This window comes from Streptomyces fragilis, from assembly GCF_003112515.1.
GTDB classification, from domain to species: domain Bacteria; phylum Actinomycetota; class Actinomycetes; order Streptomycetales; family Streptomycetaceae; genus Streptomyces; species Streptomyces fragilis.
In genome coordinates this window covers 350,137-363,099 of record NZ_BEVZ01000005.1, presented here as the reverse complement: position 1 = coordinate 363,099, position 12,963 = coordinate 350,137, and the positions used below count along the sequence as shown (strand labels likewise).

Genomic DNA, 12,963 nt, shown 5'->3' with positions numbered 1-12,963 from the left:
ATTCGGTGAGGGGTGGCGGTCGGACGACGGGTGGGAGCTGCTCACAGACGCTTCACGCCCTTCAGGCGGGCGCCGCCGCGGACCCGGCCGCCGCGGGAGCGGCTGAGGCCGGGGGTGCCGGAGACCAGCCAGCCCGAGCCGGTGGAGGCGCCGCCGCCCGCCGCGGAGGACGAGTCGACGAGCGGGTCGTTCTCCGCGCGGCGGGCCAGCGCCATCACGCCGGGCACCACGAACGGGGTGAGCAGCAGGTCGTAGAGGGCGGCGGTGAACGCCAGCGAGCCGAGGCCGACGTCGCGGGCGGCGGTGTCGCCGACCAGGGCGCCGACGCCCGCGTAGAGCAGGGTGGAGCCGACGGCTGCGGCGACCACCACGGCCATCGGTCCGACCGCGGTGCGCAGCCGCCCGTTGTCGGGCCGGGCGAGGCCGACCAGGTAGCCGACGACGCAGAGCACCAGCGCGTACCGCCCGGCCGCGTGGTCGGCGGGCGGGGCCAGGTCGGCGAGGAGACCGGCCGTGAAGCCGATCAGGGCGCCGCCGGTGTGCCCGTAGACCAGGGCCAGGCCGAGGACGGTGAGCAGCAGCAGGTCGGGGACAGCCCCGGGCAGCTGCAGCCGGGCGAGGACGCTGATCTGGATCACCAGAGCGACCACCACCAGGGTGCCGGAGAGCAGGATCCGGTTCAGTTTCATGGGTAAATCCCCCAGTTCCTACTCTTCGTCCTGTTCCTGCTGCGGCTGCTGCCCGTCCTGCTGCGGGGCGCCGTCCTGGGCGGCCTGGCCGTCCTGGCCCGCTTGGCCCTGCCCGCCGTCCTCGCCCTCCGGCCTGGCGCCGGGGGTGACGGTGACGGTGACCGTGGGCACCGGCTTCGGCTTGGGCTTGGGCGGCAGCACGCTGTCCCGCGGGTCCTTCCCGGGACCCTGGACGACGACGCCGACGATGTCCAGCTGGGTGAAGCCGACGAAGGGCGTGACGTAGACCGTACGGGTCAGGTCGCCGCCGGCCGGGTCGACGCGCGAGACGACGCCGACCGGAACGCCGGGCACGAAGGGCCTGTCCCCCTGGGAGCCGAAGGTGACCAGGCGGTCGCCCTTCTCCACCTTGGCCTTGCCGTTGAGCAGTTGGACGCGCAGCGGCCGGTCGCCCTGGCCGGAGGCGAAGCCCAGCTCGTCGCTGCCCTCCATACGGGTGCCAACGGTGAAGTCGGGGTCGCTGGCCAGCAGGACGGTGGCCGTCTCGGGGCCCACCGTGGTGACGCGGCCGACGAGGCCGTCGCCGTTGAGCACCGTCATGTCGCGCCTGATGCCGTCGTTGGCGCCGACGTCCAGCGTGACCGTCCAGGAGAAGCCCTGGGCGGCGCCGATGCCGACCACCTGGGCGCCCTTGATCTTGTACTGGCCGGCGCCGGCGGTGGCCAGCATCTTCTCGAACTGGCGCAGCCGGCTGCGGTCGCGCGCGTCGCTGCCGAGCTCGGCCTTCAGCGCCGCGTTCTCCTGCTCCAGCTCGGTGAGCCGGTCGTGGCGCTCGCCGGAGTCGCGAACGGCGGCGACGGCGTTGCCGACCGGGTCGACCGCGGAGGCGACGCCGTTCTCGATCGGGCCGAAGACGGCTGCCGCGGCATGCCGGGCACCGTCGACGGGTGAGTCCTTCCCACCCCTGATGTCCACCGTGATCAGCGCGAACGCGATCGCGACCAGCAGCACCAGGAGCAGCCGGCTCTCTCGTGTGTCCCTCACGTGCGGCGGCCGTGCCTTCCTTGTCGGAATGGTCGTACGGACTTGCTGTGTCTGTCGTCCTGCGGTCTCTGTCGCCCCGGCGCGGGCGCGTCGGCCGCGCCGTGCCGGAGATGTGCGTGTGCGCCGGAGAAACGCCTGGGCCGGACGCCGGAGTTCCGGGTCCGGCCGAACGTCCGCCGTACGGGTGTGCCCTGTACGGCAGCCGGGTGACGACGTGTCACCCGGCCGGCGTCAGCGACGGGGCTGGGCGTCCAGCACCTGCTGGAGCGCCTCGAACTCCTCGACGCACTTGCCGGAGCCGAGCGCCACGCTGTCCAGCGGGTCCTCGGCGATGTGGATCGGCATGCCGGTCTCCCGGCGCAGCCGCTCGTCCAGGCCGCGGAGCAGGGCGCCGCCGCCGGTGAGGACGATGCCCCGGTCCATCACGTCGCCCGAGAGCTCGGGCGGGCACTTGTCCAGGGTGGTCTTGACGGCGTCGACGATCGCGTTGACCGGTTCCTCGATCGCCTTGCGGACCTCCGCGGCGGAGATGACCACGGTCTTCGGCAGACCGGAGACGAGGTCACGGCCGCGGATCTCGGTGTGCTCGTCCTTGTCGAGGTCGTACGCGGAGCCGATCGAGATCTTGATCTGCTCGGCCGTCCGCTCGCCGAGCAGCAGCGAGTACTCCTTCTTGACGTGCTGGATGATCGCGTTGTCCAGCTCGTCGCCGGCGACCCGGATCGACTGGGCGGTCACGATGCCGCCGAGGGAGATCACCGCGACCTCCGTGGTGCCGCCGCCGATGTCCACCACCATGTTGCCCGTGGCCTCGTGGACCGGCAGGCCGGAACCGATGGCGGCCGCCATGGGCTCCTCGATGATGTGCACCTGACGGGCGCCGGCCTGGGTCGACGCCTCGATGACGGCGCGGCGCTCCACCCCGGTGATGCCGGAGGGCACGCACACCACGACCCGCGGGCGGGCGAGGTAGCGGCGCTTGTGGATCTTCAGGATGAAGTACCGCAGCATCCGCTCGGTGATCTCGAAGTCGGCGATCACGCCGTCCTTCAGCGGGCGCACCGCCACGATGTTGCCGGGGGTGCGCCCGATCATCTTCTTGGCCTCGGCCCCGACCGCGAGGATGCCGCCGGTGTTGGTGTTGATCGCGACGACCGACGGCTCGTTGAGTACGATCCCGCGACCCCTCACGTACACCAGCGTGTTGGCGGTCCCGAGGTCGACAGCCATGTCACGGCCGATGAACGACATTGAGTTCCCCATCAGAAATCGTCTGGCCGTCCCACGTTGAGCGTGAAGCCGCTTGCGGTGGTGACGGCAAGGGTGGGTGCTGTGACGTGAAGGCTTGCAAGGCTCTACATCGTAGTCTCGCCCGCCCCCGGACACTGCGCGAGGGTCTCCGCCATTCTCACCAGATGACGGAGGGGTACGCCTGTGGTGACGTGCCGTCGGAGGGAAAGGTTCCCCCAAGCGGGTCCGCCGCCGGCAGGTGGGCCGCGGCCGCCGGCAATGGGCCGACGGTCAGCCGCGGCCGGGGAAGAAGATCTTGATCTCGCGCTCGGCGGACTCCTCGGAGTCCGAGGCGTGGATGAGGTTCTCCCGGGTGATGACGCCGAAGTCGCCGCGGATGGAACCGGGCTGGGCCTCGATCGGGTCGGTGGGGCCGGCGAGGCGGCGGATGCCCTCGATCACGCGCTCACCCTCGACGATCATCGAGACGACCGGGCCGGACGCCATGAACGCGACCAGCGGCTCGTAGAAGGGCTTGCCCTTGTGCTCGCCGTAGTGCTGCTCGAGGGTGCCCTGGTCCAGCGTGCGGAGTTCGAGGGCGGTGATGCTCCAGCCCGCCTTGCGCTCGATACGGCTGATGATCTCGCCGGTCAGGCCGCGACGGACGGCGTCGGGCTTGAGGAGGACAAGGGTGCGCTGCATGCGGGCTCCCGGTGGGCTGTACGGGTGGGTGATGATCAGGCCCCGAGCCTATATCCCCCTCCCACCGCCCCCTCACCGAGGGACACCGACCCGCCGCCGCGCGGGACGCCGCCCGGCGGGGCGGCGGGTCGGCGGACGGCGGGTCGGCGGACGGCTCAGGCGGCCGGGGCGGCCGCCTCGCGGGCGGCCTTGGCGGCGTCGATCACGCGGCCGTAGTGGACGGAGGCCCACCACAGCGCGGCGAAGACGAGGCCCAGTCCGAACATCATCGGGACCACGAAACCGGAGGCGATCAGGGCGAGCTGGAGGACCCAGCCCATCGCCACGCCGCCCGGCCGGGTGATCACGCCGCAGAGCAGCACGGACACCAGCATGCCGATCCCGCACACCGTCCACACCGTCGTCATGGACAGGTCGGGATCCTTCATGGCGACCAGTCCGGCGAAGCCGATGACGAAGAACTCGCCGATGAGCGTGGAAGCACAGAGGGTACGCACGGGAAGTCAGCCCTTCCTCAGGAGCAGCCGGGCCTCGCCGACCGTGATGACGGATCCGGTGACCAGCACGCCGCCGCCGGCGAACTCGCCCTCCTCCTCGGCGAGCGTGATCGCCGCCTCCAGCGCGTCCGGCAGCCGCGGCTCGACCTGGACCCGCTCCTCGCCGAACACCTCGACGGCGATCGCGGCCAGCTCGTCGGCGCCCATCGCCCGGTGGCTGGAGTTCTGGGTGACCACGATCTCGGCGAAGATCGGCTCGAAGGCCTCCAGCAGCCCGCGCACGTTCTTGTCGCCGCTCGCGCCGACCACGCCGATCAGCCGGCTGAAGTCGAAGGCCTCGCCGACCGCCTCGGCGGTGACCCGCGCGCCGGCCGGGTTGTGGGCGGCGTCCAGGACCACGGTGGGCGAGCGCCGCACGACCTCCATGCGGCCCGGCGAGGACACCGAGGCGAACGCCCGGCGCACCGTCTCGATGTCGAGCGGGCCGGGGCGCGCCCCGCCGACGCCGAAGAACGCCTCCACGGCGGCGAGGGCCACGGCCGCGTTGTGCGCCTGGTGGGCGCCGTGCAGCGGGAGGTAGACCTCCTGGTACTCGCCGCCCAGGCCGCGCAGGGTCATCATCTGGCCGCCGACCGCGACCTGCCGCGACAGCACGCCGAACTCCAGGCCCTCGCGGGCCACGGTGGCGTTCTTGCGCACGGACGTCTTCAGCACGACCTGGGCCGCGTCGACCGGCTGCTGGGCCAGCACCACGGTGGCGTCGTCCTTGATGATCCCGGCCTTCTCGGTGGCGATCTCGCCGGTGGTGGAGCCGAGTCGGTCGGTGTGGTCCAGGTCGATGGGGGTGATCACGGCGACGTCGGCGTCGATGACGTTGGTGGCGTCCCAGGTGCCGCCCATGCCGACCTCGACGACGGCCACGTCCACGGGCGCGTCGGCGAAGGCCGCGTAGGCCATGCCGGTGAGGACCTCGAAGAAGGAGAGCCGGTACTCCTGCGCCGCGTCGACCATGTCGACGTAGGGCTGGATGTCCCGGTAGGTCTCGATGAACCGCTCGGCGCCGATCGGGTGACCGTCCAGGCTGATCCGCTCGGTCACCGACTGGACGTGCGGGCTGGTGTAGCGGCCGGTGCGCAGCTCGAAGGCGCCGAGCAGCGCCTCGATCATGCGGGCCGTGGAGGTCTTGCCGTTGGTGCCCGTGATGTGGATCGACGGGTAGGAGCGCTGCGGGTCGCCGAGCACGTCCATCAGCGCGGCGATGCGGCTGACGGAGGGCTCCAGCTTGGTCTCGCCCCAGCGGCCGGCGAGCTCCTGCTCCACCTCGCGCAGGGCCCGGTCGACCTCCGGGTCCTCGGGGCGGGCCGGCACGTCGGCGCTGGGCGGGCCGCCCTGGGTGCGCAGGGTGCGGCTGCCGGCCTCGATCACCGCCAGGTCGGGATCACGCTCGGTCTCCTCCGAGATGATCTCTTCGAAGGCGTCCAGCGGGTCGGGGCGCTCACTGCTGTCGTCCGGGGGGAGCTCACTCACGGGGCCAGTCTACGTTCCGGGTACGACACGGTTCGTCCGCGGGCACCGGCCCGGTCCGTCCCCGTCGCGGCTCCGTCACGGCACCGCCCACCCGCTCCCCCGTCCCCGCCCGCCGCGCCGGTCACCCCAGCCAGGCCCTCAGCCGCAGCCGCCCCCACAGGTGCGAGGCGCCGAACGACGCGGCCGCGCAGACCAGCGCGGTCCCGGCGAGTGCCGCCGCCGCGGGCAGGCCCGGGGCGACCCGCGCGGCCACCGCCGGGCCGAGCGGCGCGACGAACGCCAGGTGCACCAGGTACGCCCCGAACGAGGCCTCCGACAGCCGCCGCACCGCGCCCCGCCACCGCCGCGGCACCCGGACGCCGCGAAAGACGCCCAGGACGGCGAGCGTCAGCGCGGCCACCGGCAGCGCGGAGTAGGCGGCGGGGAACCGGAACCCCAGCTGGTACACGCCGACCGCCGCGAGGGCGGCCACCACCGCCATTCCCCACGCCCACCTCGGCCCCGGCAGCCGGGCCGCGCCCAGCAGCGCCGCCCCGGCGAGGGCGTAGCCCAGGGGGTACAGCGACAGGCCCCACGCCCACCCGGGCAGCTCCAGTCCGGTGATCCGCCCCAGGTCGCCCCGCAGCGTCGCCCCGAGCGCGCACAGGCCGAGCAGGGCCAGGGTCCACCGGGGCACGGCCGCCCGCCGCACCAGCAGCACGGCGGCGCCGAGCACCAGCATCAGCGGCACGTAGACGTACAGGTACCAGAGGTGGAACGCCGGCTCCACGGACCCGGACAGTGCGCCCACCGCGTCCTCGGCGCCGCCCCGCGCCGCCACGTACAGCGCCGTCCACACCGCCATGGGCCGCACGATCCGGTCCGCCCGCCGCAGCAGCTGCCGCTCGCCGCGCACCGGGGAGGCCACCAGCGCCGCCCAGCCGGCCATGGCGAAGAAGGCGGGCACCGCGAACCGGGTGAGCGAGTCGGCGGCGATCCCCGCGGTGCGGTGACCGGCGTCGACGAAGGCGGCGGCGGTGTGGCACAGGACGACGGCCGCGGTGCACAGGACGCGCAGCAGGTCGACGTCGTCCCGCCGCCCGCGCACGGCCTCGGGGGCGGGCGGCGGGGTGGTCGGGGCGGTGGCGGTCGGGGCGGTGGCGGTCCGGGCGGCGGGGGTGGCGCTCATGCCCCGCAGTGAACAGCCGCCGGGTTACGCGCGGCGGGCCGCCACATGAACGCGGCGGGCCGCCCCCCGGGAGAGGGGCGGCCCGCCGGTCGTGCACCGCCGGTCGATCAGGCGGAGGGCAGCTTCGCCAGCTGCTCGGTGATCCGCGCGATGTCCTGCTCCGCCTTGGCGAGGCGGGCGCGGATCTTCTCCACGACCGGCTCCGGGGCCTTGCCGAGGAAGGCCTCGTTGCCCAGCTTGCCGTTGGCCTGCGCCCTCTCCTTCTCGGCGGCGGCGAGGTCCTTGGACAGACGCTTGCGCTCGGCCTCGAAGTCGATCACGCCGGACAGGTCCAGCTCGACCGTCGCCCCGGCCACCGGCAGGCCGGCGGTGGCGGAGAAGCCCTCGCCCTCCGGCTGGAGGCGCAGCAGCTGACGGATCGCCGGCTCGTGCGGGGCGAGCGGCGTGCCGTCCAGGGTCAGGCGGGCCGGGACCCGCTGGCCCGGCTGCAGACCCTGGTCGCTGCGGAAGCGGCGGACCTCGGTGATCACCGACTGGAGCGTGGCGATCTCCTGCTCGGCGCCGGCGTCGCGGAAGCCGCTGTCGCCCGGCCACTCGGCGACGACGACGGACTCGCCGCCGGTCAGCGTGGTCCACAGCGTCTCGGTGACGAACGGCATGATCGGGTGCAGCAGCCGCAGCGTGACGTCCAGGACCTCGCCCAGGACGCGCTTGCTCGCCTCGGCCGCCGGGCCGCCCGCCATGAAGGTGGTCTTGGACAGCTCGACGTACCAGTCGAAGACCTCGTCCCACGCGAAGTGGTAGAGCGCCTCGGAGAGCTTGGAGAACTGGTAGTCCTCGTACAGCGCGTCCACCTCGGCGACCACCGAGTTGAGCCGGGAGAGGATCCACCGGTCGGTCGCCGACAGCTCGGCGGCGTCCGGCAGCGGGCCCTCGACGGTGGCGCCGTTCATCAGGGCGAACCGGGTGGCGTTCCAGATCTTGTTGGCGAAGTTCCGGGCGGCCTGGACCCAGTCCTCGCCGATCGGCACGTCGACGCCCGGGTTGGCGCCGCGCGCCAGCGTGAAGCGGAGCGCGTCGGAGCCGTACTTGTCCATCCAGTCCAACGGGTTGACGACGTTCCCGAAGGACTTCGACATCTTCTTGCCGTTCTGGTCACGGACCATGCCGTGCAGGACGATGGTGTGGAACGGCGGGGTGCCGTCCATCGCGTAGAGGCCGAACATCATCATCCGGGCGACCCAGAAGAAGAGGATGTCGTAGCCGGTGACCAGGACGGAGTTCGGGTAGAACTTCGCGAGGCTCTCGGTCTGCTCGGGCCAGCCCAGCGTGGAGAACGGCCACAGGCCGGAGGAGAACCAGGTGTCGAGGACGTCGCTGTCCTGGTGCCAGCCCTCGGCCTCGGTGCCCGGCGGCTGCTCGTCGGGGCCGACGCAGACCGTCTCGCCGTTCGGGCCGTACCAGACCGGGATGCGGTGGCCCCACCACAGCTGGCGCGAGATGCACCAGTCGTGCAGGTTGTCGACCCAGTCGAAGTACCGCTTCTCCATGTCCTGCGGGTGGATCTTGACCTTGCCGTCGCGGACCGCGTCGCCGGCGGCCTGGGCGAGCGGACCGACCTTGACCCACCACTGCATGGACAGCCGCGGCTCGATGGTCGTCCTGCAGCGCGAGCAGTGGCCGACGGAGTGGACGTACGGGCGCTTCTCGGCGACGATCCGGCCCTCGGCGCGCAGCGCCGCGACGATCGCGGAGCGCGCCTCGAGGCGGTCCAGGCCCTGGAAGGGACCGTGGACGGTGATGACGGCGTGCTCGTCCATCACGGCGATGGACGGCAGGTCGTGCCGCTGGCCGATCTCGAAGTCGTTCGGGTCGTGGGCCGGGGTGACCTTGACCGCGCCGGTGCCGAAGGACGGGTCGACGTGCTCGTCGGCGACGACCGGGATGGTGCGCTCGGTCAGCGGCAGCTTGATCTGCTTGCCGACCAGGTGCTTGTACCGCTCGTCGTCGGGGTGGACGGCGACCGCGGTGTCGCCCAGCATCGTCTCGGCGCGCGTGGTGGCGACGACGATGGTGTCCTCGCCCTCGCCGTACGTCATGGAGACGAGCTCGCCGTCGTCGTCCTGGTACGCCACCTCGATGTCGGAGATCGCGGTGAGGCAGCGCGGGCACCAGTTGATGATGCGCTCGGCGCGGTAGATCAGCTCGTCGTCGTAGAGCTTCTTGAAGATGGTCTGGACGGCCTGGGACAGGCCCTCGTCCATCGTGAAGCGCTCACGCGACCAGGCGACGCCGTCGCCGAGGCGGCGCATCTGGCCGGAGATCTGGCCGCCGGACTCGGCCTTCCACTGCCAGACCCGCTCGACGAACGCCTCGCGGCCCAGGTCGTGACGGGACCTGCCCTCCTTGCCGAGCTCACGCTCGACGACGTTCTGGGTGGCGATGCCGGCGTGGTCCATGCCCGGCTGCCACAGCGTCTCGTAGCCCTGCATCCGCTTGCGGCGGGTCAGGGAGTCGATCAGCGTGTGCTCGAAGGCGTGGCCCAGGTGGAGCGAGCCGGTGACGTTCGGCGGGGGGATGACGACGGTGAAGGGCTCCTTGTCGCTCTTCGCGTCCGCCTCGAAGTAACCGCGTTCTACCCAGCGCTCGTACAGCGGTCCCTCCACGTCGGCCGGCGTGTACTGGGTCGGCAGTTCGGTTTCGGGCGCTGTGGGCTGCTGAGAGTTCTCGGTCACGCCGGTCATTTTAGGGGTGTCCGCGTCTTGTTCCGAAACGCGATTACTAGGTAACGGTCTGCGCCCGGGGGCGCACGCCGGGCCCGGCGTAGGGAAGGATGACGCGGGACAGCATCAGGGAGGGAAACCAGCCATGAGTTACCACCAGCCGGGCCCGTACGGCCAGCAGCCCCAGCAGCCCGGGCCCTACGGACAGCCGGGGGCTCAGCCTGGCCCCTACGGACAGCCGGGCGGTCAGCAGCCCGGGCCGTACGGCGCGCCGCAGCAGCCCCCGCAGCCCGGCTACGGCTACCCGCAGCAGCCGCAGGCCCAGCAGCCGCAGTACGGCTACCCGCAGCAGCAGCCGGGCGTCCCGCCGCAGGGCGGCCCCTACGGCCAGCAGCCGGGTCAGCCGGGCCAGCCCCCGTACGGCATGCCCCCGCAGGGCGCGCCCGGCGGCGGAGGCGGCAAGAAGACGGGCCTGATCCTCGGCGGTGCCGCCGTGGTGGTCGCGATCGCCGTGGGCGCCTACTTCCTGATCGGCGGTGGCGGCGGCTCGGACATCGCCGACGACGGCGCGCACAAGCTGACCACGCCGGCGACGGTGCTGGGTGACTACAAGAAGGCCAAGACGGGCGCCTCCGACAGCGGCGGCTTCACCGAGGAGGACCTGAAGGACGCCGAGAAGCACGGCGTCAAGGACGCCAAGGACGTCCAGGCCGCGTACCAGGCCGGCGACGAGGCCAACCCGCTCTCGCTGAAGATGCTGCAGTTCATGGGTGTCTACGGCGAGATCGAGGACCCCGAGTCCGTCATGGACGCCATGTTCTCCGAGATGGAGAAGAGCGCGGCGAAGGACGACGAGGGCGAACTGGTCGGCGACCCCACGGACTTCGGTACCGACAAGTTCGCCGGGAAGTGCCGCGAGATGAAGTACAACAACAAGGAAGCGGCCGCCGGTGAGCCCAAGGAGATCCACATGCCGGTGTGCATCTGGGCCGACCACTCCACCCTGGGCGTCGTCGTTCCGATCGACCTGGCCGACATGATGAGCGGCAAGGGCGTCGACCTGAAGTCGGCCTCCGACCTCGCCACCAAGCTGCGTGCCGAGGTGCGGGTGCCGGCCTGACGGTCGTCGCGTCCCACGGGCAACGGGAAGGGCCCCGGTCTGCGGAGACCGGGGCCCTTCCCGTCGAGGTACCGCGAGGCGGCTAGGCCGACTTCTGCTCGCCCGTCCCGCGGCCGCCGCGCGCGTCGCGCGGGATGAGGGTCGGGTTGACGTTGGAGTGGACCACGTCGGGGGTGATGACCACGCGGGCGACGTCCGAGCGGGACGGCACCTCGTACATCACCGACATCAGGACCTCCTCCATGATGGCGCGCAGGCCGCGCGCGCCGGTCTGGCGGAGGATCGCCTGGTCCGCGATGGCCTCGAGCGCCTCGCGCTCGAAGTCCAGCTCGACGCCGTCGAGTTCGAACAGGCGCTGGTACTGCTTGACCAGCGCGTTCTTCGGCTCCACCAGGATCTGGAGCAGCGCCTCGCGGTCCAGGTTGTGCACGCTGGTGATCACCGGCAGACGGCCGATGAACTCGGGGATCATGCCGAACTTGACCAGGTCCTCGGGCATGACGTCCTCGAACTGGTCCTTGGCGGCCAGCTCGCGCTTGGAGTGGATGGTCGCGCCGAAGCCGATGCCCTTGGCGCCGGCCCGCGACTCGATGATCTTCTCCAGACCGGAGAACGCGCCGCCCACGATGAACAGCACGTTCGTCGTGTCGATCTGGATGAACTCCTGGTGCGGGTGCTTGCGCCCGCCCTGCGGCGGCACCGAGGCCGTGGTGCCCTCGAGGATCTTCAGCAGCGCCTGCTGGACGCCCTCGCCGCTGACGTCACGGGTGATCGACGGATTCTCGCTCTTGCGGGCGACCTTGTCGATCTCGTCGATGTAGATGATCCCCGTCTCGGCCTTCTTGACGTCGTAGTCGGCCGCCTGGATCAGCTTGAGCAGGATGTTCTCGACGTCCTCGCCGACGTAGCCGGCCTCGGTCAGCGCGGTCGCGTCGGCGATGGCGAACGGGACGTTCAGCATCCGCGCGAGCGTCTGGGCGAGGAGCGTCTTGCCGGAGCCCGTGGGGCCCAGCAGGAGGATGTTCGACTTGGCCAGCTCGATGGAGTCCTCGCGGCTCTGGCCGCCGCCGTTCTCACCGGCCTGGACCCGCTTGTAGTGGTTGTACACCGCCACCGAGAGCGCCTTCTTGGCGGCCTCCTGGCCGACCACGTAGCTCTCGAGGAACTGGTAGATCTCCCGCGGCTTGGGGAGCTCCTCCCACCGGGTCTCGCTCGACTCGGCGAGCTCCTCCTCGATGATCTCGTTGCAGAGATCGATGCACTCGTCGCAGATGTACACACCGGGGCCTGCGATGAGCTTCTTGACCTGCTTCTGGCTCTTGCCGCAGAACGAGCACTTGAGCAGATCGCCGCCGTCACCGATGCGTGCCACGGTGTGCTTCCCCTTCGCCTGGGAGCCCCCGGACGCTTGTGCGTCCCAGGTCTCCACGGTGCTGCCTTATGTCGACGGTACCTTGCCTGGCCCCCCGTTCGGGCCCCCCTTGGCGGGGTCCGCTCCGGAACGGATCCGGGCGAACCCCGCCAAGAGGCGGCAGACGTCCGTGCCGCCAGCGGAAACTCGCGGCGTCAGCGAACGCTGGCGTTGTTCATCTTGCGGGTCGAGATGATCTGGTCGATCAGCCCGTACTGCAGCGCGTCCTCGGCCGTGAGGATCTTGTCACGCTCGATGTCCTCGCGGATCCTCTCCACCGGCTGGGTGGAGTGCTTGGCCAGCATCTCCTCCAGCTGGGAGCGCATCCGCAGGATCTCGTTGGCGGCGATCTCCAGGTCCGAGACCTGGCCGCGGCCGGTCTCGCTGTACGGCTGGTGGATCAGGACACGGGCGTTCGGCAGCGCCATGCGCTTGCCGGGCGTGCCGGCCGCGAGCAGGACGGCGGCGGCGGAGGCGGCCTGGCCCATGCAGACGGTCTGGATGTCCGGCTTGACGAACTGGATCGTGTCGTAGATCGCGGTCAGCGCCGTGAAGGAACCGCCGGGGCTGTTGATGTAGATCGAGATGTCACGGTCCGGGTCCATCGACTCCAGGCACAGCAGCTGCGCCATGACGTCGTTGGCGGACGCGTCGTCGATCTGCACGCCCAGGAAGATCACGCGCTCCTCGAAGAGCTTCGCGTACGGGTCGTACTCGCGCACACCCTGGGAGGTGCGCTCCACGAAGCGCGGGATCACGTAACGGGACTCGGCGACCGGAGCCGTCAGCTCGGCGCGGGTGCGGTCGTAGAGGCCGCTGCCGGGGTAGTCGTTCATTCTCTGTCTCCTGGAA

At 71.4% G+C, this 12,963-nt stretch carries 11 protein-coding genes; 1 reads left to right on the top strand and 10 read right to left on the bottom strand.

Annotated features, from left to right (window positions below; all coding sequences use genetic code 11):
- Window positions 1-41 precede the first annotated feature (41 nt).
- From mreD to Sfr03f_RS19985, 8 genes are all read right to left on the bottom strand, one after another.
- Window positions 42-689, bottom strand: a complete 648-nt coding sequence (gene mreD / locus Sfr03f_RS20020) for a rod shape-determining protein MreD (protein ID WP_108955328.1) — start codon at window positions 687-689, stop codon at window positions 42-44.
- An 18-nt stretch (window positions 690-707) separates the two neighbouring features.
- Complete coding sequence (mreC, locus tag Sfr03f_RS20015) at window positions 708-1,733, bottom strand: rod shape-determining protein MreC (RefSeq protein ID WP_108955327.1); 1,026 nt, start codon at window positions 1,731-1,733, stop codon at window positions 708-710.
- Between the two features lie 231 nt (window positions 1,734-1,964).
- A complete protein-coding gene (locus tag Sfr03f_RS20010; RefSeq protein WP_108955326.1) occupies window positions 1,965-2,984 on the bottom strand; it encodes a rod shape-determining protein in 1,020 nt (339 codons plus the stop codon).
- Between the two features lie 270 nt (window positions 2,985-3,254).
- Window positions 3,255-3,665 carry a nucleoside-diphosphate kinase gene (ndk, locus tag Sfr03f_RS20005; RefSeq protein WP_108955325.1) on the bottom strand — a complete coding sequence of 137 codons (411 nt, stop codon included), beginning with the start codon at window positions 3,663-3,665 and terminating at the stop codon, window positions 3,255-3,257.
- Between the two features lie 155 nt (window positions 3,666-3,820).
- Window positions 3,821-4,162: a DUF4233 domain-containing protein gene (locus Sfr03f_RS20000; RefSeq protein ID WP_108955324.1), complete on the bottom strand. Its 342-nt coding sequence runs from the start codon at window positions 4,160-4,162 to the stop codon at window positions 3,821-3,823.
- A 6-nt stretch (window positions 4,163-4,168) separates the two neighbouring features.
- Window positions 4,169-5,689 (bottom strand): bifunctional tetrahydrofolate synthase/dihydrofolate synthase, encoded by a 1,521-nt coding sequence (gene folC / locus Sfr03f_RS19995; RefSeq protein WP_108955323.1) that lies wholly within the window; start codon window positions 5,687-5,689, stop codon window positions 4,169-4,171.
- Window positions 5,690-5,810: 121 nt separating this feature from the next.
- Window positions 5,811-6,857, bottom strand: a complete 1,047-nt coding sequence (locus tag Sfr03f_RS19990) for an acyltransferase family protein (RefSeq protein WP_108955322.1) — start codon at window positions 6,855-6,857, stop codon at window positions 5,811-5,813.
- Between the two features lie 107 nt (window positions 6,858-6,964).
- Window positions 6,965-9,592 (bottom strand): valine--tRNA ligase, encoded by a 2,628-nt coding sequence (locus tag Sfr03f_RS19985; RefSeq protein ID WP_108955500.1) that lies wholly within the window; start codon window positions 9,590-9,592, stop codon window positions 6,965-6,967.
- 133 nt (window positions 9,593-9,725) lie between these two features.
- On the opposite strand from Sfr03f_RS19985, the gene Sfr03f_RS19980 reads away from it, so the two are divergent.
- A complete protein-coding gene (locus tag Sfr03f_RS19980) occupies window positions 9,726-10,700 on the top strand; it encodes a hypothetical protein (protein ID WP_108955321.1) in 975 nt (324 codons plus the stop codon).
- Window positions 10,701-10,782: 82 nt separating this feature from the next.
- On the opposite strand, the gene clpX is transcribed toward Sfr03f_RS19980, so the two are convergent.
- Together clpX and Sfr03f_RS19970 are read right to left on the bottom strand one after the other, a co-directional pair.
- The gene (gene clpX, locus Sfr03f_RS19975) at window positions 10,783-12,072 is read right to left on the bottom strand and encodes an ATP-dependent Clp protease ATP-binding subunit ClpX (RefSeq protein WP_108955320.1); all 1,290 of its coding nucleotides are present in this window, start codon (window positions 12,070-12,072) and stop codon (window positions 10,783-10,785) included.
- Window positions 12,073-12,266: 194 nt separating this feature from the next.
- A complete protein-coding gene (locus tag Sfr03f_RS19970) occupies window positions 12,267-12,947 on the bottom strand; it encodes an ATP-dependent Clp protease proteolytic subunit (protein WP_108955319.1) in 681 nt (226 codons plus the stop codon).
- Between the last annotated feature and the right edge of the window lie 16 nt (window positions 12,948-12,963).

Excerpts from the sequence above, each read along its gene's own strand:
- mreD (WP_108955328.1), bottom strand. The coding sequence starts at position 689 with ATGAAACTGAACCGGATCCTGCTCTCCGGCACCCTGGTGGTGGTCGCT.
- Sfr03f_RS20010 (WP_108955326.1), bottom strand. The coding sequence starts at position 2,984 with ATGTCGTTCATCGGCCGTGACATGGCTGTCGACCTCGGGACCGCCAAC.
- ndk (WP_108955325.1), bottom strand. The coding sequence starts at position 3,665 with ATGCAGCGCACCCTTGTCCTCCTCAAGCCCGACGCCGTCCGTCGCGGC.
- Sfr03f_RS19990 (WP_108955322.1), bottom strand. The coding sequence starts at position 6,857 with ATGAGCGCCACCCCCGCCGCCCGGACCGCCACCGCCCCGACCGCCACC.
- Sfr03f_RS19980 (WP_108955321.1), top strand. The coding sequence starts at position 9,726 with ATGAGTTACCACCAGCCGGGCCCGTACGGCCAGCAGCCCCAGCAGCCC.
- Sfr03f_RS19970 (WP_108955319.1), bottom strand. The coding sequence starts at position 12,947 with ATGAACGACTACCCCGGCAGCGGCCTCTACGACCGCACCCGCGCCGAG.